The sequence below is a fragment of the Psychrobacter proteolyticus genome (assembly GCF_003350005.1).
In the GTDB taxonomy this organism is placed as follows: domain Bacteria; phylum Pseudomonadota; class Gammaproteobacteria; order Pseudomonadales; family Moraxellaceae; genus Psychrobacter; species Psychrobacter proteolyticus.
In genome coordinates, this window is the sequence record NZ_QLKS01000004.1 from 87,678 (window position 1) to 108,285 (window position 20,608).

At 44.0% G+C, this 20,608-nt stretch carries 18 protein-coding genes; 7 read left to right on the forward strand and 11 right to left on the reverse strand.

Features of this window, described 5'->3' with window-relative positions:
- Nucleotides 1–162: 162 nt before the first annotated feature.
- Nucleotides 163–3,096 carry a valine--tRNA ligase gene (locus DXK30_RS10165; RefSeq protein ID WP_114701615.1) on the reverse strand — a complete coding sequence of 978 codons (2,934 nt, stop codon included), beginning with the start codon at nucleotides 3,094–3,096 and terminating at the stop codon, nucleotides 163–165.
- 258 nt (nucleotides 3,097–3,354) lie between these two features.
- Between DXK30_RS10165 and DXK30_RS10170 the strand changes: the two genes are divergently transcribed.
- Nucleotides 3,355–4,497, forward strand: coding sequence for a formate/nitrite transporter family protein (locus tag DXK30_RS10170; protein ID WP_227670775.1), 1,143 nt, complete (start codon nucleotides 3,355–3,357; stop codon nucleotides 4,495–4,497).
- Between the two features lie 210 nt (nucleotides 4,498–4,707).
- On the opposite strand, the gene DXK30_RS10175 is transcribed toward DXK30_RS10170, so the two are convergent.
- The 6 genes from DXK30_RS10175 to DXK30_RS10200 form a co-directional block, all read right to left on the reverse strand.
- Complete coding sequence (locus DXK30_RS10175; RefSeq protein WP_114701616.1) at nucleotides 4,708–5,631, reverse strand: bile acid:sodium symporter family protein; 924 nt, start codon at nucleotides 5,629–5,631, stop codon at nucleotides 4,708–4,710.
- A gap of 306 nt (nucleotides 5,632–5,937) precedes the next feature.
- Nucleotides 5,938–6,444: a YbjQ family protein gene (locus DXK30_RS10180; protein ID WP_114701617.1), complete on the reverse strand. Its 507-nt coding sequence runs from the start codon at nucleotides 6,442–6,444 to the stop codon at nucleotides 5,938–5,940.
- A gap of 78 nt (nucleotides 6,445–6,522) precedes the next feature.
- Complete coding sequence (locus tag DXK30_RS10185; RefSeq protein ID WP_114701618.1) at nucleotides 6,523–6,963, reverse strand: YbjQ family protein; 441 nt, start codon at nucleotides 6,961–6,963, stop codon at nucleotides 6,523–6,525.
- 113 nt (nucleotides 6,964–7,076) lie between these two features.
- Entirely contained in the window at nucleotides 7,077–7,634 is a 558-nt protein-coding gene (locus tag DXK30_RS10190; protein ID WP_101206057.1) for a UPF0149 family protein, read from the reverse strand.
- A 294-nt stretch (nucleotides 7,635–7,928) separates the two neighbouring features.
- Nucleotides 7,929–8,165: a PA3496 family putative envelope integrity protein gene (locus tag DXK30_RS10195; RefSeq protein ID WP_057761656.1), complete on the reverse strand. Its 237-nt coding sequence runs from the start codon at nucleotides 8,163–8,165 to the stop codon at nucleotides 7,929–7,931.
- Nucleotides 8,166–8,351: 186 nt separating this feature from the next.
- Nucleotides 8,352–9,797, reverse strand: coding sequence for a hypothetical protein (locus DXK30_RS10200; protein ID WP_114701619.1), 1,446 nt, complete (start codon nucleotides 9,795–9,797; stop codon nucleotides 8,352–8,354).
- 449 nt (nucleotides 9,798–10,246) lie between these two features.
- Here DXK30_RS10200 and serB point away from each other — a divergent pair, with 449 nt between their 5' ends.
- The 6 genes from serB to hemJ all read left to right on the forward strand — a co-directional run bounded on the left by serB (nucleotide 10,247) and on the right by hemJ (nucleotide 16,057).
- Nucleotides 10,247–11,437, forward strand: a complete 1,191-nt coding sequence (gene serB, locus DXK30_RS10205) for a phosphoserine phosphatase SerB (protein WP_114701620.1) — start codon at nucleotides 10,247–10,249, stop codon at nucleotides 11,435–11,437.
- Nucleotides 11,438–11,788: 351 nt separating this feature from the next.
- On the forward strand, nucleotides 11,789–12,784 hold the full coding sequence (locus tag DXK30_RS10210; RefSeq protein ID WP_114701621.1) for a DUF368 domain-containing protein: 996 nt from the start codon (nucleotides 11,789–11,791) through the stop codon (nucleotides 12,782–12,784).
- Nucleotides 12,785–13,067: 283 nt separating this feature from the next.
- On the forward strand, nucleotides 13,068–13,460 hold the full coding sequence (aciT, locus tag DXK30_RS10215; protein WP_227670776.1) for an AciT family ciprofloxacin tolerance protein: 393 nt from the start codon (nucleotides 13,068–13,070) through the stop codon (nucleotides 13,458–13,460).
- A gap of 206 nt (nucleotides 13,461–13,666) precedes the next feature.
- Nucleotides 13,667–14,173, forward strand: a complete 507-nt coding sequence (locus DXK30_RS10220) for an SCP2 sterol-binding domain-containing protein (protein ID WP_102090478.1) — start codon at nucleotides 13,667–13,669, stop codon at nucleotides 14,171–14,173.
- Between the two features lie 245 nt (nucleotides 14,174–14,418).
- On the forward strand, nucleotides 14,419–15,582 hold the full coding sequence (gene bioB, locus DXK30_RS10225; RefSeq protein ID WP_114701622.1) for a biotin synthase BioB: 1,164 nt from the start codon (nucleotides 14,419–14,421) through the stop codon (nucleotides 15,580–15,582).
- Nucleotides 15,583–15,622: 40 nt separating this feature from the next.
- A complete protein-coding gene (gene hemJ / locus DXK30_RS10230) occupies nucleotides 15,623–16,057 on the forward strand; it encodes a protoporphyrinogen oxidase HemJ (RefSeq protein WP_114701656.1) in 435 nt (144 codons plus the stop codon).
- 111 nt (nucleotides 16,058–16,168) lie between these two features.
- Here the strand turns inward: hemJ and DXK30_RS10235 are convergent, their stop codons facing one another.
- The 4 genes from DXK30_RS10235 to DXK30_RS10250 form a co-directional block, all read right to left on the reverse strand.
- Nucleotides 16,169–16,807 (reverse strand): hypothetical protein, encoded by a 639-nt coding sequence (locus DXK30_RS10235; protein ID WP_114701623.1) that lies wholly within the window; start codon nucleotides 16,805–16,807, stop codon nucleotides 16,169–16,171.
- Between the two features lie 263 nt (nucleotides 16,808–17,070).
- Nucleotides 17,071–17,562, reverse strand: a complete 492-nt coding sequence (locus DXK30_RS10240; protein WP_114701624.1) for a hypothetical protein — start codon at nucleotides 17,560–17,562, stop codon at nucleotides 17,071–17,073.
- 118 nt (nucleotides 17,563–17,680) lie between these two features.
- Complete coding sequence (gene rph, locus DXK30_RS10245; protein WP_057761673.1) at nucleotides 17,681–18,397, reverse strand: ribonuclease PH; 717 nt, start codon at nucleotides 18,395–18,397, stop codon at nucleotides 17,681–17,683.
- A 181-nt stretch (nucleotides 18,398–18,578) separates the two neighbouring features.
- Nucleotides 18,579–20,378, reverse strand: a complete 1,800-nt coding sequence (locus tag DXK30_RS10250) for an AMP-binding protein (protein WP_114701625.1) — start codon at nucleotides 20,376–20,378, stop codon at nucleotides 18,579–18,581.
- Nucleotides 20,379–20,608 lie beyond the last annotated feature (230 nt).

The following is a 20,608-nucleotide window of genomic DNA, read 5'->3' on the forward strand; positions in this document are numbered from 1 at the left end:
TTTTAATTTGGAAGTTAGCTATCACTTCGCTTTATAATTGCTTTTGCGCGAGGGACGAGCGCCGAGTTAAGCTATTAAAGAACACCGCCTCATGCATCGCATATTTGCCCCTTATTAAAGGAATCCGATGCTGAGGCCATGCTTTCTAATCTTTTGCCTTTTTTACAACGCTTTCAACTGCTCCATCTGCGCTGTCATCGCCGTCAACTGCCCTTCTAGCTCAGCCAGTTTTGCCTTCTCAGCATCGACCACTTCCGCAGGTGCTTTACTAACAAAGCCTTCATTACCTAGCTTACGAGCGATACCTTCGGCTTGACCTTTTAACTTATCATATGACTTACCCAAACGCGCCAACTCAGCCGTTGGATCGATCAGTCCTTTCATCGGTACGAGTACCCGTAGCTGACCGACCATACTTGATGACGATAGCGGCACGTCATCACCTTCTTTGACGATCTCTAAGCTCTCAACTTTGGCAAGCGCTTTGAACTGGTTTTTGATACGTGACAGACGCGCTTCTTCATCTTGCGAGACGTTTTGTAGTAGCACTGGCAGACGTACCGCATTACCCAGTTTCATCTCACCACGGATGTTACGGACGCTCGCGATTAGCTCCTGTAGCCACGCCATATCCGCTTCAGTCTGCTCACTGATTTGGCTGGCATCGGTCTGTGGATAGTCAGCGACCACGATGCTGTCGGTGTTTTTGCGACCCAGTAGCGGCGCGATGGTCTGCCAGATTTGCTCGGTCAGATACGGCATGATTGGATGGGTGAAACGTAGCGCCGTCTCTAGTACGTGCAGTAGTACATAGCGGATTTGCGCTTTACGCTCGTCAGACACCGAGTCATCATTTAGGCTGGCTTTGGCAAGCTCAACGTACCAATCACAGTACTCGTTCCAGATGAACTCATAGATATCTTGGCTGACCATATCGAGACGGTACTGAGCAAAATGCTGATGGATATCGGCAACGGTAGAGTTCAGACGACTCATGATCCATTTTTCTGGTAATTCCCAAACGTCAGGGTTTGCCGCTTGATCGATAGGCTTGGCAGCACCTTCGCTGTCGACACAGTTCATGAGTACAAAACGGCTGGCGTTCCAGATTTTATTACAGAAGTTACGATAGCCCTCGACACGCTTGAGATCAAAGTTGATATCGCGACCCGTACTGGCCAATGAGGTAAAGGTAAAGCGCAGTGCATCCGTACCATACGCTGGGATACCTTCTGGGAACTCTTTACGCGTTTGCTTTTCGATTTTGGCCGCGTCTTTTGGATTCATCATATTGCTGGTGCGTTTTTCTACCAACGCTTCTAGCTCAATACCGTCAATCAGATCAATCGGATCTAAGACATTACCCTTCGATTTTGACATTTTTTGACCATTGCCATCACGTACCAGACCATGCACATAGACGGTCTTAAACGGTACTTGCGGCGTGCCATCTTCGTTTTTCACGAAGTGCATGGTCATCATGATCATGCGGGCAACCCAAAAGAAGATAATGTCAAAACCTGTCACGAGCACGCTGGTTGGGTGAAAGGTGTCCATCACGCGTGGATCGGCGTTGACGTCTGCCCAGTCAAGCGTACTGAACGTCCATAAACCTGAGCTGAACCATGTATCAAGTACGTCATCATCTTGGCGCAGTTTTACATCATCACTTAGGTTGTACTTACTACGTACTTCAGCTTCATCACGGGCGACATAAATTTCACCTGTCGCATCGTCATACCATGCAGGGATACGATGTCCCCACCAGAGTTGACGGCTGATACACCAGTCTTGTAGATCGGTCATCCACGCCATATACATGTTTTTGTACTGCGCAGGGACGAACTCAATGCTGCCATCTTCTACTGCGTCAATCGCAGGCTTGGCAAGCTCTTTGACTGCAACATACCACTGATCGGTCAACCATGGCTCAACGATCGTACCGCCACGCTCAGCACGCGGGGCCTTTAGCGCGTAGTCCTCGATATCTTCTAGCCAGCCTTGCTCGCCTGCTTGCTCTACAAGGAACTTACGCGCCGCAAAACGCTCAAGTCCTGCGTACTCACTAGGCGTAGTCTCTAATTCAGGCTCACGTGTCTGCAAATCAGGATAGACTTCCATCGATGCTAAGATATTGGCGCGCTCATCAAGGATATTGATGAGTGGCAAGCTATGACGACGACCCAATTCATAATCGTTGAAATCATGCGCTGGAGTTATTTTTACGCAGCCCGTACCGAAGTCTTTTTCGACATAGTCATCAGCAACGATAGGCACGACGCGACCCGTAATTGGCAGAGTAATGGTTTTGCCGACTAGGTGCGCATAACGCTCATCGCTAGGATTGACTGCAACGGCGGTATCACCAAGTAGCGTTTCAGGGCGCGTAGTGGCGACGACCAGATAGTTTTTCCCATCTTGGGTCGTTAGGTCTGCATCCGTGAAATGATAGCGGAAATGCCACAAGCTGCCTTTCTCGTCGTGGTTTTCCACTTCTAAATCAGATAATGCCGTTTGGAACTTAGGATCCCAGTTAACCAAACGCTTACCACGATAGATAAGGCCATCATCAAATAGACGAACAAACACTTCTTTTACCGCATTGGACAGACCATCATCCATGGTAAAGCGCTCACGTGACCAATCAACCGAGCTGCCCAAACGGCGAATTTGGCTGGTGATATTGCCGCCCGACTCTTCTTTCCATTCCCATACTTTATCAATGAAGTCTTCACGCGTCATATCACGGCGCTTGATACCTTGCGCCTCCAAACGACGTTCAACGACCATTTGAGTCGCGATACCAGCATGATCCGTACCTGGTTGCCACAGCGTATTGTCACCATCCATGCGGTGATAACGGGTGAGCGCATCCATGATCGCATTGTTAAAACCATGGCCCATGTGCAGCGAGCCAGTGACGTTCGGCGGTGGCAAGGCGATAGAAAATGACTCGTCTTTGTCAAAAGTCGGCTGAAAATAGCCGCTTTCTTCCCAGCCTTGATACATGCCTGCTTCGACTTCCGCAGGGTTATAGGCGTTTTCAAGTTGGCTTAAGGCCGCTTGGATAGAGGCGGTTAGGTTGTGGTTACTCATAATGGCATTATCTTTTATTGATTGAATGTGATCAAAGTTAATTGAATTAAAGCGAATATAAAAATTAGGAAAATCATGAATAGTGTGATTTTAACGCAGATAGGCAGATTTTGTTAGATGGTAAGGCAATTTATAAAGCCTGAAGGCGATTTATTACTCAAATTGTTAATCAATTAACAACAGCAATCAGAAGAATGGGAAATATAATAGAGATTACTTATGCAACAAAATCATTAGCCTATAACCAGCGAGCCAACTGTGTCCCAAGATACCGAGCATGACCATGATTCTCAGGCTAATCGACCAAACGATGAGCCTACAAACGTGAGTACCACTACTCCTGTGTCTAAAGGTGACGATACGCTAGAAAAAAGCAGTGATTCTTCTAAAGACATTGAGGTAGACAAGGACGCAGACGACACTACAAACAGTGACGTAGATGACACTACAGACAATAATGTAGACGAACCTATCAAGGCCACTGAAGACTTAGAAAATGATGACCTGCCAGAAGAAATCAGCGAAGAAGACAAAGAAACCATCAAAAAGGTCGCCAGTGACGATAATCTAAGCCAAGCAAAGAGCTACGCCAGTATCTTAGTTGAGCAAGTTATCCATGCCAAAGAAACCTTTGAGCGTTCACTTGGTTCGTTATTTACCAGTGCCTTTACGGCTGGGCTAGAGATTGGCATCAGCTTTTTTATGATTTTATCGATGTTTGCCCTACTCAATGATGTGATACCTAGTCGCTATGCGATGGTGCTGTCGTCACTGCTGTATCCAATTGGCTTTATTATCGTGGTGATTGGTCAGTCGTTATTGTTCACAGAGCAGACTTCCCTCTTAAGCTTGCCTGTCTTAAACAAAATCGAACCGCTACATAAGCTGTTACGGCTATGGGGCATTGTCATCGCTGGTAATATCGTTGGCGGCTGTCTGTTTTCGGCATTAATGGTTGGCTTAGGGCTGCATATGCATCTGTTTACAAACCATGCCATTGATGTCTATGCCGAGCATATCTTAGGTTTTGAGTGGTGGGTGATCTTTGGTAGTGCAGTACTCGCAGGCTGGATGATGGGCGTAGCAGCATGGCTAGTAACCTCTGCACGGGATACACTTAGCCGTATTGTGCTGGTAACCCTAATTACAGGTAGTATCGGGTTTTTGGGCTTACATCATAGTATCGTGGGCAACATTGAGGTGTTTTCAGCGTTACTATATGGCAATACCGTCAGCCTCTGGCGCTACTTGGTATTTTTAGTCGTGGTATTCGTTGGGAATACTGTTGGCGGTGTGGTATTCGTCGCGGTACTCAAAAACCGTACGTTCTTGTTTGAAGTTGAAAAAGTCAAAGAACAAGCCGCCGAGGCAAGAGCAAAAATGGACAGACGGAGATTCTAGACTTAGGCTAAACTGGTTTGAGCTAAAACGAGCGCTAAATACAAAAGCCCATAACCCGCTTCATTATAAAAAGCGTGTTATAGGCTTATTTTATTGAACCATACACTGCTGATTTTCGCGAAATTTCCGCTTTTCCTTCAAAAGATTGCTTTTTAAAAAACCGTTATTTTGTTAATTCAGCAATGCATTACCATGGTTATCTTAAACACCTTACATTCTACGTGCTGCCAAAACGCTATTTTCTCTTTCCACTCTATTAGCTTTATTGTGTTGGGCAGTAAATACTCTGACCATAATACCTGCGGTCAAGAACATGATTAGTGTATAAATAGCTGGCGTCAACGACATCTTATAGTTTGCCAATAGCGTCAATGCCATAAACATTGACAACGTACTGTTTTGTAGACCAACTTCCATAGTAATCGAGCGTCTTTGCGCAGGATTTAGACCAAACCATTTACTGGTGTAATAACCAAGCGCCATCGTTGATACGTTCAATATTAATGATACAGGGCCAGTAGCGATTAACGCTTCGACGATAATGTCTCGTTGTACATAGCTTAAGAACAAAACCAAGAAACTCAAAAATATCACGCCAAAACGAGAAACCATCACCTGCGCCTTCTCTGCAACGTTAGAGGCATAGCGCTTGATCAGCATACCAATACTAACAGGTAAGATAGTCAGAGCAATTAGGCTGACCATGGTCTTGACCACTGGCAACTGAAACTCACTACCAGCACCCATGAAATACACGAGCGAAAAACTGAGGACGATAGGAATGGTAAATACGGTAATGACACTCGCAATAGCGGTCATCGTGACCGAAAGTGCAACGTCACCTTTGGCTAAATAGGTAAATAGATTCGATGTCGTGCCGCCAGGACAAAGCACCAGTAACATAACCCCAACGGCATACTCAGGCTCTAGGGACATGGAGGTTGCCAAGAAAAAACCTACCAATGGCAAAAATATTAGCTGATTGGTTAACCCTATTGCGACTGCTTTAGGATATTTGACTACTCTCTTAAAATCATTGGTAACTAGGGACAGTCCCATTCCCATCATAATCAAAAAGATACTAATAGGAATAACTTTTGAATTTACAAACGTGACTAACTCAACACCTTCCATAACTACATCCTTGTAGATAGAGCCCTTGCACGGGCAGGTTTATGATAACTTCGTAATACTCAATCAGCCAATCCTGCTGATATCTTGGGTAAAAGCCACCGACGTTGTCAGCTCTTTATATGACACTTCTCCATACAGTCGTGTTTTTTAAACCGACAATTTTTGATAAAACTGGTCTATACCAACCGAAATAATAACGGAACGGTAAAATTCAGTATATCGTTGTAAAAGTGTATGGTTTTGATTTTTCTGACTACTCGTCAGTCAATTATAGGTTTTTGCACTTGAAAATAAAGTAGAAATGATTTAAGCGGGGATTTTATGATCTATAGCAGATGTAGAATGAATATGGTCGATACTAATAACAGCCGTACCGTAGGCGATGGCTTCGACCATACTGCCTAATTGGTTGACGTTGGTTACCTCAAGACGTAACCCATAGATATGCGTGTAGCCTTTGGCTTTTGCCTCAGTCCGCATACGAACGATGGCTTCACGGCGCGCACGATCTAGCAGAGTCTCATAGGTGGTTAAATTTTTGCCAAAGACACTTAGTACGCGAGCGATAATCATTTTGAAATAGTCTTGAGCAATGACGACACTACCAAGCACCAGCTCACCTTCACTACCCGCCGCCAACTTGGGACGGTATAAGCGTTCACTTGAAACAGTGATATCGCCTAATGCTTGCTCTGCTACTGTTAGCTGTGCCAAATGCTGACGTTCATGGCGCGATCCAAAGAACCAACCAGCCGCAAATAAGAAGACAAACGGCCCATAATTGATGAGCACTTGCGTGAGTGAATCATTCATAGCACGTTTCTCATCATAAAAAGCATCGGTGCTTTTAGCGTTATAGTTTTTAGCATTGTAGTTTTTAGTATTATAGGATTAACCAAAAGGATTGAAACGCGGTAAATCATCGGGTTCGACTTGGGTCTGAGTACTCACATTTTGACTAGAATGGTTGTAACCATCGCTTGGCGGGTTTTGATACTGCTGCTGTGGTATCGGCGCAACCTTAACCGCCGTACCATAAACAAACAGCTCTGATGCACCTTGAGCGATACTAGAAGTCGAAAAACGCAGACCGACCACCGCATCAGCACCAAGCGCCTCTGCCTTGACAATCATGCGATCTATCGCCTCTTGACGTGACTCTTCTAATAGCTCGGTGTAAGCCGTCAACTCGCCGCCAACGATGTTTTTTAACCCAGCAAACAGATCCTTACCCACGTGCTTTGAGCGCACGGTACTACCGTACACCACGTCTAGGCGCTCGGTAATTTGATAGTTAGGTAAGTGTTCAAGGTTAGAGAGTTGCACAGTCATAGGATGACCTTATCGGTGACTTATAAAATACATGGTAAACCAAAGCGCTGTGATACAGCATAGACAAAACAAGACAGAAACAGCACTGCTAGCAGCGCTGCTTCTAAGCTTTATTAATCGTTGGTATGAAACAACAAAAACAACTCAGTCAAATTGCCTTCGATACTATTGGCCATCTGTACCATTTTGTCTTCGTCTTTACGCATCTCAGACAGCTCTGGATCTTCATCATCGATACCGCTAAGTACAATCATTGGCAAGGTCAATACTGCGACGTCTTCTGCCGTTTCTTGATCTTCAAACCAATCGCTTGCTTCATCACCATACATGGCATCGACAAAACCGATTGACCAAGCAACGATGTCTGACTCGTCAGAGAAATCAACCGCCACTTCTTCGTTACCAGCATCTTCACCAAACGGTAATTCGATCGGCGTCTCGTTTTTTAGCTCAGCCATGATCGAATCGCGCCAGCGTTTGATGCCATCGATGACGTTGTCTGGAATCTCACTTACGTGACCTTCGAACAAAGCATCCATCCAGTTAGGCAATGGACGACCGATAACCGTCGCTGTCAAAAAACCATGCGCTGCGACACTATCTAGCACGAACTGGCTTTCTTGATTGTCCAAATAGTCTAGTAATTCATCAAAACTTAGTTGGTTACTCATAATTTGGTTTTCCTTAGCAGATAGATGTCATCAATCGCAGTGGGCGATCGGTTAAATAAAAGAGGACGAGTACTTAAGTAGAGACTAAAGGCTGCTTGATTGATTAATAAAACTCAAGCAACCTCTATCAGGTAAGTATTATCGAGATGAACTGGTTGCGAGCAACCCTAGAAAATTAGAAAACAGCAGGCAACCAGTTTGATTGGTTAAATGATTTTAGTCATTAAAATAGCCACTGCCATTAAAGTAGCCACTAGAGCACTTTAGTCCACTGAAACGACTGATGCCGACAAATTAAAAATCGTCATCATCCCAATCATCGCCGTCTTCATCGAAGTTGTCTATGTCGTCTAGGTCATCTTTTAACTCTTTAGCCAAACGCTTTTCTTCTAGCAAATTATCGATTAGCCGACGTTTTTCAAGACTACTTAAACGTGTGCGTACGCTCGTCTCAGCTTCTTCAACCATCTTTGCATCATCATCGTCGACAAAATCATCATCAAAATCGTCGTCAATATCAGCGTCACTCATGACAAACTCCTATCATTTTTAGGCAAGGGTATTAAGAATACATCAATATATATATGCCTTATAAAGTCTCTATTGAATGTTGTCAATCCTTTTTCGCAATATGGTACATTTCAACTCTACGATTAAGATAGTCCAGTAAGCTATATAACAGACAATTGTAATATAAATGACCAAATACAGTCGGCATTACATGTGTAGCTCATCCTCATCTTCAATCATCAGAACTGCGTTGCGTACATCAGCCAAACGCTGAATCAATGAGTCGTTAGCTCCATCAAATATCGCACACTCGCGCTCATAGACAGTGGTTGGGCGCATGATGTTATGTACTTGTACATGATTGCTGATTTGCTTGAGACCGGCATTTGGCAGTAGTATTAATAGCTGCTCTTTTTTTCCGATACTCTGGAGCAAATGGGTCATTGGCTCTGATTGCGCGTCATCACTCACGCCCGCTTTTGCTGGTAAGGCAAAACGTGACAGCTCAATATGCTTGTCGTGGATAATTTTGTTGAGCATTAAATATAGCTTGGCAAGCATCACGCCTGCGAGTGCCACTTTTGCATGGCTATTATCAGCCTTTAGTACCACACTTGCGCCATTATCTTCAAAGTGAGCTTCATTCATCGCACTCACACCTAGTAGCAATGGTTGTCTTAGCAACTCAGTCACTGCCTGATTGAGCAGCTGTGTGCAGAGTGCTAGATAAGGCAGACGCTGCGCAGGTGCAAGGCGTTCAAGCATATTGAACTCATCATGGAATACCACTTGGACTTTGACGCTATCAACAGATCGGTTAGCAGACAGTTTAGACGTATGACTGGCAGCTTGAGAAGCAACACCGTCTGTATCTGCTATTTCACTTTCGCTACCTTCACTCGCACTCGCTAGATTGTCAGTAACGCTACCTGTCTCTTGATTTTGCTGAGTTCTAAGGTACTCGTTCACTTCATTATGCACATTGAATTTGCGTGCATTAGTCACTTCGTCATATGCTGCGTTTGCAGTATTATCAGTCGCTACTTGACTGTCTGCTAACTGGGACGCTGACTGGCGCTCAAGTTCACGGTCGTAGCCGCGTTGATCGACTGGTCTATATTGGTCGCGATACAATTCTTGGATATCTCGACTTAATGCATTGATTTGCTCTTTGGTCGGACGAGCGAGGTAACCGTAAATCAACCAAAGCAGTAAATGTAGCAGCATAGTACCGATAACAAATGGCCATTGCATGGCGATGATCTCGCCTTTGCTGACGTCTTTTAGGGTCAGTGCAACGCTACCGATCACTGCATCGCCATTGGTGGCGATTTGACGAATGGTGTCACCTTGCTGCATCGGCGCATTGCCTACTGGCACCAAGATATCATCGTTGTTGTCCTTAATCAGTATCCGTGTGACGTCTTGCTCGCTAGTATAGCGATTGGCAATAACGCTTAAACTCACACGGTCTTTATTTTCTAAAGACAACCTTGCTTCATCAATCAGCTGGGCGACCATCTGCTCGCCTTTTAACGCACGACTATTGCTCAGCTGTTGGTCAGTACTAATGACCAATAACAGCGTCTGCAAACAAAAACTAACCAGAAGAATAATGGCAAACAACCCTTGCCGCGGCGCTAAATACGTCATGATATGTTAAACTTTTTTGGAGAGAAGAAATTAAAAAACGAGGCTATTGCTCATTTTTTGGCTAATTTTTAAACAATTGTGATGTGCGCTAACTGTAGTGCGCACATAGTGATAAAGCGATACTGATTATTAACGACTATCAACACCATAAATATTGTTGCTAGCTTCGCAATCTTTTGCCTTGCTATCTTTTGCGAATGCATCGTTAATAAGAAAGCCCCGTCGATAAACAGTCAGCTTATCTCATCTACTATATCACCATAATAAGCCTTATAGCGTGAGCGCTTTATAAATTTATCATAATAACTTTATTGCATTTTCTATGGCTTCTTACGCCTTAAAATCTGTTTTTTAGCATCATTGTTACTTTGCGCGTCATCTATAGGCGCTGCCCAGTAAAACTGTTATTATTCCTAATCTTATATGAGCATACAAGGGACAATTGAGCCATGCCAAAAAATACATCTTATTCGTTACCAAAAGACAGCAAAGCATGGCAACAAGCCGTAGACTCTATTGCGGCATTATTACCCGAAGATACCAATTTGCAAGACTTTGATGCGCTACAGTCGCTACCTGTTTTTGCGCTCATCGTAGTACTGCCGACTCAGGTATCTGAATTGGATATTCATCAGTACGTTCAGTCGTGGGTCGATGAACAGCCAAGTTGGCATCTAGTGACCGTTGCCGAAGATACTGACGCTAGCTTCGTCAATATCACGGTGTCTGATACAGAACCCACAGCAGCAGACGCACAGCGCCCACCCTTTACCCATACTCAGGTTTACCGTTATCTGCTAGTACCAGTCACTGACACACTAATGCACCCTGGCAAAAAAACCGCAGCCGCTCACATTATTGATGATCAGCTGACCGCTCGCCTGCGTCATGACTTAACTGAAGAATATAACAATACACGCAGTGCAGATAGCACAGGCAACATGAACGTCGTAGACTGTCATATCTTGTCTGTCGGTCATATGCTACGGACACATAAGCTTGCCTGCTTTGATATGGACTCGACCTTGATCGAGCAAGAAGTCATCGTAGAGCTGGCAAAAACAGCTGGGATTGGCGAAGAAGTTGAAGCCATCACTGAAGCAGCAATGCGTGGTGAGATTGATTTTGATGAATCGTTTGCTCAGCGTGTGGCTTTGCTAAAAGGCACTTCTACTGATGTGCTTGATGATATCTGTAGTCGTCTGACGTTATCGACTGGTGCGCGCACGACGATTAGTGCGCTAAAAGCACTGGGCTATCATACGGTGCTGGTCTCGGGCGGCTTCACTTATTTTGCTCGTTATATCGCTGAGCAGCTAGGTATCGATGAAGTGCATGCCAATGCTTTAGATATTGAAGAAGGTGAAGTGACTGGTCATGTACAGTGGCCTATTGTCAACGGTGCCAAAAAAGCCGCTATCGTTGAGCATACTGCTGAGCGCTTAGGCATTGAGATGTCACAAGTGGTCTGTGTCGGTGACGGTGCTAATGACTTACCGATGATGGCATTGGCCGATTTGGGTGTGGCCTATCATGCCAAACCAATCGTTCAAGCACGTGCTGATGCAGCTATCAACGTGACAGGGCTTGAAGGTACTTTGTACGCTCTTGGCTATCCAGCATTGGCGCCTACTGAGTAACTGCAGAACGCTTTATGCCATTTCACAAGCTAGGTTAATGTTTTGTCATTAATCTGGCTTTTATACTTTAGGGCATGGTTTAAACAAGAAAAATAGCGTAGATAATATCGGTATATTAACTAGCTATTTGACGATGTTTGGTAAGATTTTGCCCATTTTTAATTCAGTTAGATGACTATCAAATGCATTAAAGACATGCCTTAGTACGTGATGATAATTAGTAAAATCTGCTATGCACACTGATGTTTAGCTAACGCCTGTTTTAGTTATTACTCATTTTTAGATGCTACTTATTTTTAGCTAATGCTTACTTTCAGATAACACTTATTTTTAAACGATAAAGGAATACCCATGACGGCACCACAATCTCCACGGCCAACTCAGCCGTCAGCGTCAACGCCACTAGAGCCAGATACGGTACCTGTACGTACCGATAGCCCTAAGCAGCTGGTAGGTATCTATGCTAGAGGTATGGCCATGGGAGCAGCTGATATCGTACCTGGTGTCTCTGGCGGCACCATTGCGCTGATTGCAGGGATTTACGAGCGCTTGATTAACGCGCTTGGTAGTATCGGCCCCAATCTTTGGACGATCTTTCGACAAGAAGGTGGCATCAAAGGATTCGCGGCGATTTGGCGACAAGTAGATGCGACATTTTTATTGTGTTTGCTACTGGGTATTGCCACTAGCTTTGCGACCTTAGCCGGTATCATTAAGCATTTATTGGACAATCAACCATTGCTTATTTGGTCGTTCTTTTTTGGATTGGTCGTCGCAACGGTATTTATCTTACTCAGTGAGATAAAGCGCTGGAATATAGGACGTGTCGCACTGTTTGCGACTGGGCTTATTGCCGCCGTAGTCATTAGTAGTATGCCATTGCTTACGACCACGCCTAGCTTACCGTATCTGTTTTTTGCAGGGGCAATTGCTATTTGTGCCATGATCCTACCCGGCATATCAGGGTCGTTTATTTTACTATTGCTAGGCGCTTACGATGCGGTATTAGAAGCAGTCGATACGATGAATCTAAGTGCCATTTTCACAGTCATTGCGGGTATGGCGACTGGGCTATTGCTATTCACGCGTGCACTCAAGTGGCTACTCTCACATTATTATCAGGCTACTTTGGCATTGCTGACAGGCTTTATCGCAGGCTCTCTAATAAAAGTATGGCCATGGAAAGTAGATGCGCTAGGCTCGCTAAACACTGAAGCTGTCCATAATGTCATGCCGTGGCAATACCCTACTGGCGCACAGTGGTCAACGACAGTAGGACTTATGCTACTTGGTGCTATTCTAGTTTCGCTATTATCTTGGTGGGGTAATCGTACCAATCGAGTCTAACTATTTAACAAACTGTCAATCCTGTTTGCTAGTTTTGTGTGGTTTGCTAGCTAATAAATGTCTTCCTAGTCCAACAAAACCATTTCCGTATTCTTCAAAATAAGCGCCAATCCTCATGGTGCTTAGCCTAACATCTAGCCATCAAATATCGCAAAAACAAGCCAAAAAACCAAACGTCAACGGTTGTCGCAAAGTCGCCTGTACCCTCTTCAGCTTTACTCAATAACCTCTCATAATAGTCTCATTGGAATTCACCTTATGAATAGCGAGATGAATGATGTTAATGACTATATTTTCTTTTATCGGTGTAGAGGCATGGAGCGGCGCGGCATGGCTGGGTTATGGACTGCTAGCCAGTTTAGTAGTGGTGCTCGCCTTGTCGTCATATCGTTGGCTACTGCTATATCTGTTTGGCGGCATGGCTTACTGGTTCACCGTTGAGTTGATTCAAAATATATTAGCCGGTCGTCCTATGTTGAGGGAGCTATCATCATGGCATCGCTATATCATCGCTATGAGCATCAGTTGGTTACCGTTAGCAGCTTGGGTACTGTATCGGGCATTACGCTATGATGATGTGAGTCAGACAGTTAGTCAGCAACGTGAGCTAGAAGCCGCACGTTATATCGAACACACTCCTGTCTACGATGATAACTATCAGCCACGTTTCCGTTAAAACTGTCCTATTGATACCTCTGTTTGTCTATATCAATACCTTACTTACGTCAGTGACATCGAATGTTACAAGATACTTAACGCTCTCTACTTAACTCCTAAAGAGTTGACACCCTGTGATAGTTTATAATCCAGTTATATATTTGTCATAAAAACTGGTATAAAGTACGCTTTATTTTTATGCCTCATTTCTTTAGGAGTTCTGCTATGTTTACTGTTCCTGTATTAGATATCAAATCTGATCCATTAGATGCTTTATTGGCTGTCGTTGGCTATCGTTTGTCTATGTTAGCTGATAGCGATAATGAAGATGTCAAAGCGTTATTCGCTGATCGTCAAGTTACGATTGAATTTGCTAGTACTGAGTCTGATATCGCCCGTTCTTTTAGTTTTGACAATGGACAGTTCAGTCAACAAAGCGGCCATGCAAAAGAAGCAGATTTGACCATCACTTTTAAAGATTCTATGACTGGCGTTAGACTGCTTACTAAAGGTAGCTTGCCTGCCTTTATGACTGCTGTACAAGAAGGTAACTTGAGCATTGAAGGCGACTATAGCCTAATGATGTGGTTCAACAAACTTGCTAAGCATATCGTTCCAGCTATCCCAGAAGAGTGCAAACCATATATCCAAAAAGCCAAGCCTTATGCTTATAAGGCACAGAAATTTGCTGAGCATTGGGTTGGTATCGCTAAGCATAAGCTTGGTAAATAAAAAGAATGGTGCACTGAGCGGTAGTCATTGGTAGAATGGATGGTATAGAACTAAATAGCCAAACGTAGAGTTACTATTTATGTGCGCTACTGTGACAATTATACATACTGTCTAGCAGTGTTCTGATTTTCTAAAAAGGTTGCGGTATACTATACGGCAACCTTTTTTGTTACCTTATAAATGACAATAGATAAAAGCATTGGTTTTATTTAATACCCTCTAATTCTTATAAAAGGACTTACCTTATGGCAGGATTGCTTAGCATCTCCGAACCTGACGCCACCCAGCCAACTGATGTAGCCACTCAGCCAAATACAACCAATAGTAATTTTTTGGCGAGCCTAGCCACAGACGCGACTCAAACTGATAGTAAAGTAGCTACGACGTATAGCCGTGAAGAAATCGCGCAACTGTTTGATTTACCTTTAATGGACTTGCTGTTACAAGCACAAACCATCCATAGAAAGCATTTTACTGCTAATGAAGTGCAAATCAGCACGCTACTCTCTATCAAAACGGGCAATTGCCCTGAAGATTGCGGCTACTGCTCACAGTCAGGCCACCATCGCGACACCACCAAACTACAAGCAGAAAAGCGCATAGAAGTTGACAAAGTCATCGCAGCGGCCAAACGCGCCAAAAACAGTGGCTCATCACGCTTCTGCATGGGTGCCGCGTGGAAACATCCAAGTGCTAAAGACATGCCTTATGTGGTTGAGCTGATCAAAGAAGTAAAAGCATTGGGACTTGAGACTTGCATGACACTCGGCATGCTCGATACCAATCAAGCAACGCAGTTGGCCGATGCAGGGTTGGATTACTACAACCATAATCTAGATACTTCACGCAGTTACTATGAACAAGTTGTTAGCACGCGCAGCTATGATGAGCGTTTAGACACGATAGAAAACGTGCGTAACTCTGGCATTAATGTCTGTAGTGGTAATATCGTTGGTATGGGCGAAAGCCGTGATGACCGCATCGATTGGGTACTTGAGCTGCTAAAAATGCCAAAAGCGCCTGAATCAATTCCAGTCAACTTACTGGTGCCTATTGCAGGTACACCGATTGGTGACAAAGTACTGGCCGAAGGTCAGCTGTCTGTACTTGAGTGGATTCGCACTATTGCGGTCGCCCGTATTTGCTGCCCGACTAGCTACGTGCGTTTATCTGCTGGCCGCGAAAGTCTATCTGACTCTGAGCAAGCATTGGCCTTTATGGCAGGTGCTAACTCATTCTTTTATGGTGACAAGCTTCTTACCACCGGTAATGCAAGTCAATCAGGCGATGACAGACTCATGCGTGAGCTTGGTCTAACCAAACAGTTTGCCGCACCAAGAGCGCCTAAAGTACTGCCTGTAATGGATGCGATGAATGGTCATCAAACACAAGTTGTGTTGGCAGATTAAGCTAAAGCTAAAAAATACAAGTTAAGCAAGAGAAACTATGATGGCAGATTATTTCAACTGGATTAAAGCGGCGCACATTATCTCGATGGTCTGCTGGTTTGCGGCGATATTCTATTTGCCGCGCCTGTTTGTCTATCATGCGATGAGTGACGATAGCATCAGTCATGAGCGCTTTGCCATTATGGAGCGCAAGCTGTATCGCGGCATCATGACCCCATCGATGATAGCGACATGGATCTTTGGTCTATGGATGTTGGGGCTGGGCTGGGATGTCTATAAAACCCAAGGCTGGCTCCACGTCAAATTGCTATTAGTAGTGCTACTGTCAGGCTATCATAGTGCTTGCGGCTTTTATCGTAAAAAGCTGATAGATAATCCACATTATAAAACGCATAAATTCTGGCGCTGGTTTAATGAAGTGCCTGTCTTCGCCTTAGTGATTATCGTCATTCTAGTTGTTGTAAAACCGTTTTAATATCAGAAAAACCATTTAACATGCAAAATAAAAGCGTCCGTAACTTCAATGAGTTGCGGACGCTTTTTTATTCATTTATAGGCCGTGTTATCAAACTGGAGATATCGAACACTAAACACTAGGGCGCATAATTTGATAAACATTGCTTAAATCGTACACGCGATAACGAGCTGGTTCACGGCGATTTTCACCAGCATAGCTCAATATCAATGCTTGCTTGGCACGCTCATCGACCCAACCGACGAACAGTCCACTATGCTCGACGCCATTGTAGCCATGATTGATATAATAGAGCCAGTCGCCTGCTTCAATCTCGCTGCTACTAGCATAGGGCCCTTGCGCATAAGTACCTTTGTGTATGGTATTACGCGATACCCCTGCCCGATTAAATACAGCATTTAAATAGTCCCAGCAGCCACCTTGAATAATTGTGCGCTCGTTAAGTGCCATTTTGCGTGCGGTACTGACCACTTCACGTGCTGCTATACTGCTTTGCGTCTCAGCATTGCTCAATAGCGGCAGATACTCGCTATCGACATTGTCATAGTTGCCTGATAAAAACGCTGGTAAGACTGTAGGTGCTGAACGCTGTACCTCAGGATAACGATAGGACGTATTCATCGTTGGTTGAATAGACTTTTGGGCGATAAGCATACTCATGCTATCTGCATGGGCTTGCCCTACTATGCCGCAGGTAAATAGTAAAAACCCGCACGACGCGGCGACTGACGGTATAGACAAACGCAGCATGACTAACTCCTTGTCAACTAGATCTCAATGACAGTATCAATAATAAGTAGGATAAATTTTATAATCCTACTTATAAACCATTTAACCACAAATCTGCAAGCACTATTCGCCTGCGATAGGTGATAGACGGTATAAATATACTGATAGATGACAATATTGGAGAGGCACGTCGCGTAAGATTTAAAGTGATATTTGAGTTAGGAATTTAGATAATACAAAGATAATAGCTATGCTTTCGTAAAGTACGAAATTGAGAAATGATACTAATTACTCTTCATTTTGATATTTACATGACGTTTCGTTAGCGCTTGTCCTTCTAAGATAGCTTTCGTCGCTTTTGCTTCTTGAGCACTCTCAAAGCCAGTAATACGATATTTGCGAACGTCATTGCTATCGACAACCTGTAATTGCTCGCCAATCAGCGTTATCTTATCGCCGTCAGTCAAATGAATATGTTCACGCTTACCTAGATTGTCATGGACCAACTCGCCAGCCCTTACCCACAATATACCGCTACTAATCATACCGCTCATGGCTTTCTTATGCTGTTGGCGCTTTTTATTAAAAATAAAGCTACCAATGATAAGCAGTGCAAGCGCACCAATGGCTAGACGCTCAGGCAATAAGCTCATCGCCATGGCGACTGCGACGGCCCCTACCAATAATGCAGAACCAAACCAAAACATGCCATTATCAGCAGCATTTGATTGCCCTTGTAAGGTGATTTTGGCGCCATCATCAGTCAGCTTGAGCATGTGTTGTTACCTATTACGTAATGTACGAATATTTTCTATTAAAAAACTGCCTATTAGCAGCTAACAGGCAGTTATTGACACTAAAAACAAAGACAGTGTGTTGTATCTAAAAGCTAGTCTACCAACCAAGCGCCGTCTGTTGCATTTTAATCAATTCGGCAATGCCTTTTTCAGCTAATGACAGCATAGCATCTGCTTGAGCACGAGTGAACGGCTTTTCTTCAGCAGTACCTTGTAGCTCAATGTACTCGCCTTTTTGGGTCATCACAACGTTCAAGTCGGTATCGCAGCTAGAGTCTTCTTCATAGTTCAGATCAAGATACGCTTCGCCATCTTTCATACCAACGGAAACCGCAGCAACTAATCCGATTAGCGGATCTGCTTTGAGTTTCTTGGCCTTTTGGATACTCTCTAGCGCATCGATAAGCGCAATCGCAGCACCAGTGATACTAGCCGTACGAGTACCACCATCCGCTTGCAGTACATCGCAATCAAGATAGATAGTGTTTTCACCAAGCTTACTCAGATCAATCATGGCACGTAAGCTACGACCGATCAAACGCTGAATCTCTTGCGTACGACCTGACTGCTTACCGCGAGCCGCTTCACGCTGATTGCGCGTGTTAGTCGCACGTGGCAACATACCATACTCAGCTGTGATCCAACCTTTGCCTTTACCTTTGAGCCAGCGCGGCACACCAGATTCTACACTGGCAGTACATAGTACCTTGGTATCGCCAAAACTTACCAATACTGACCCTTCAGCATGCTTCGTATAATGGCGCTCAAAGCTGATCGAGCGAAGTTGGTCAAGCTCACGATTGTCAATACGCATAAAAATTCCTAGTACAATGTTATAAAAGCAGTGTCATAAAAACACCTATCAGTTGTCAGTAAACACATTGACAGGTATGTAGTCGACTAAAATCTTAAGATATCCTAACGTGACAACGGCGCAATAGCAAGATTCGCACCTGCCATTACGCCACCATTATCAACAAAATATCAGATATAAACTATTCTAACCCTTCCATCTTACGCAATTCCTTACGTAGGATTTTGCCAACGTTCGACTTTGGTAATTCGTCAACGAACTGTATATGACGTGGACGCTTATAGCCAGTCAGTTGTTTTTTGCCATATTCCAATAGCTCTTTTTCAGTCACGTCGCCTTTTTTGACCACAAACAGCTTTGGCTCTTCGCCGCGATCATCGTTCGGTACACCAATAGCACCGCACTCTACGACTGCTGGATGCTCACTCATCGCCTCTTCAATTTCGTTTGGATAGACGTTGAAACCAGACACCAAAATCATGTCTTTTTTGCGATCAACAATTTTGATAAAGCCTTTTTCGTCCATAATGCCGATATCGCCCGTTTTTAAGTAACCGCTAGCCGTAAAGGATTCAGCAGTTTCTTTCGGACGATTCTGATAACCAATCATGACCTGTGGACCTTTTACGCAGATTTCACCGCGATCACCCATGGCTACTATATTTTCGTCATCATCAATGAGCACAATATCCGTGCTAGGCGCAGGAATACCGATTTTTCCAGTAAATTCCGCAATAGTCATCGGATTGAAAGCTACGACGGGTGAGGTCTCAGACAAGCCATAACCTTCAACGATAGGCAGGCCAGTGATTTTATGCCACTCTTTCGCTACGCTTGGCAATACTGACATACCGCCGCCGATAGACGCTTTTAGATTAGAAAAGTCCAAATCAGCAAAGTTATCTTTATGTACTAAGCCGTTAAACAAAGTATTCACCGCAGGGACAAATGCTGGCTTGTACTTGGCCATCTCTTTGATAAGCCCATCAAGATCGCGCGGATTCGGAATGAGTAGCGAGGCATAACCTTGATACATACTACACATACCGCAGACCATAAATGAGAATACGTGGTATAGCGGCAGTGCGGTCAAAATCACGTCTCTACCATCTATATCATCATCAAATGCACTGTTCATCAGCGCGCTGACCTGTAGCATATTGGCGACTAGATTGCCATGAGACAGCATCGCGCCTTTCGCGACTCCTGTCGTACCACCAGTATATTGCAGTAGCGCCACATCGCTTAAGTTTAACTCAGGGCGCTGGTACTTACTGGCTGACTCCGCATTCAAAGCATGCTTGAAGCTCACGCTATTCGGTATGCTATAAGCAGGAATCATCTTTTTAACATGACGAGCCACAAGATTAACCACGGCTCCTTTAATCGTACCTAGCATATCACCAATGGTACACACGACTACATGCTCTACCTGACCTTTATCTTCTGCATCTTGATACGTCTTAGCAAAGTTTTCAACGATAAATAGCGCTTTCGCACCACTGTCATGCAACTGATGTGACAGTTCACGACTGGTGTATAGAGGGTTTACATTGACCAACACCATCCCTGCACGAATGATACCCAAAGCGACCACTGGATACTGCAAGACGTTGGGCATCATGACCCCAACTTTATCGCCTGCGACCAGTCCTATTGACTGCAAATAGCTAGCAATCTGGCGACTATATAGATCTAATTGCTTAAAAGTAATCGATGAGCCCATGCAGATATAGGCAGGTTTTTGACCATAACGGCTAAAATTACGCTCGAACACATCCAGTAAAGAGGTATTGTCTTCTGGCATCTCGATAGTAGCATCGATACTATAGCGCTCATAAGCGCTCAGCCACGGACTATCGCTGTCGATGGTTGGCATAGTAGGAAACGCATTGCTTTGATAAACGTCGTTAGTAGTATTGGCTTTATCGTCAGTTGCAGCGCTATTATCTGTCGTTTTTTTATTAATATTATCCGTCATAATTTTCCCTAAATGTTACTGTTAAAAACATTGAATATGCTAATGGAAACACCATTTTTTATGATTATTGCTGACAGCAGAAGCTTATGAATAAGAAATAGATAAGTATGATCGGGTTTGTCATTCATAAGCTTTGCAAATTAAAGTGTGTTACTGGGTCTATGATAAATAATACTACCACTCAGCACGACTAAGTCGAAAACGATATTTACTACCATGATTTCACTAGT

Bases quoted from the DNA above. Each gene is read 5' to 3' on its own strand.
- DXK30_RS10165 (WP_114701615.1), bottom strand. From the start codon at position 3,096: ATGAGTAACCACAACCTAACCGCCTCTATCCAAGCGGCCTTAAGCCAA.
- DXK30_RS10175 (WP_114701616.1), bottom strand. From the start codon at position 5,631: ATGGAAGGTGTTGAGTTAGTCACGTTTGTAAATTCAAAAGTTATTCCT.
- DXK30_RS10180 (WP_114701617.1), bottom strand. From the start codon at position 6,444: ATGAATGATTCACTCACGCAAGTGCTCATCAATTATGGGCCGTTTGTC.
- DXK30_RS10185 (WP_114701618.1), bottom strand. From the start codon at position 6,963: ATGACTGTGCAACTCTCTAACCTTGAACACTTACCTAACTATCAAATT.
- DXK30_RS10190 (WP_101206057.1), bottom strand. From the start codon at position 7,634: ATGAGTAACCAACTAAGTTTTGATGAATTACTAGACTATTTGGACAAT.
- DXK30_RS10195 (WP_057761656.1), bottom strand. From the start codon at position 8,165: ATGAGTGACGCTGATATTGACGACGATTTTGATGATGATTTTGTCGAC.
- DXK30_RS10200 (WP_114701619.1), bottom strand. From the start codon at position 9,797: ATGACGTATTTAGCGCCGCGGCAAGGGTTGTTTGCCATTATTCTTCTG.
- serB (WP_114701620.1), top strand. From the start codon at position 10,247: ATGCCAAAAAATACATCTTATTCGTTACCAAAAGACAGCAAAGCATGG.
- DXK30_RS10210 (WP_114701621.1), top strand. From the start codon at position 11,789: ATGACGGCACCACAATCTCCACGGCCAACTCAGCCGTCAGCGTCAACG.
- aciT (WP_227670776.1), top strand. From the start codon at position 13,068: ATGACTATATTTTCTTTTATCGGTGTAGAGGCATGGAGCGGCGCGGCA.
- DXK30_RS10220 (WP_102090478.1), top strand. From the start codon at position 13,667: ATGTTTACTGTTCCTGTATTAGATATCAAATCTGATCCATTAGATGCT.
- bioB (WP_114701622.1), top strand. From the start codon at position 14,419: ATGGCAGGATTGCTTAGCATCTCCGAACCTGACGCCACCCAGCCAACT.
- hemJ (WP_114701656.1), top strand. From the start codon at position 15,623: ATGGCAGATTATTTCAACTGGATTAAAGCGGCGCACATTATCTCGATG.
- DXK30_RS10235 (WP_114701623.1), bottom strand. From the start codon at position 16,807: ATGCTGCGTTTGTCTATACCGTCAGTCGCCGCGTCGTGCGGGTTTTTA.
- DXK30_RS10240 (WP_114701624.1), bottom strand. From the start codon at position 17,562: ATGCTCAAGCTGACTGATGATGGCGCCAAAATCACCTTACAAGGGCAA.
- rph (WP_057761673.1), bottom strand. From the start codon at position 18,397: ATGCGTATTGACAATCGTGAGCTTGACCAACTTCGCTCGATCAGCTTT.
- DXK30_RS10250 (WP_114701625.1), bottom strand. From the start codon at position 20,378: ATGACGGATAATATTAATAAAAAAACGACAGATAATAGCGCTGCAACT.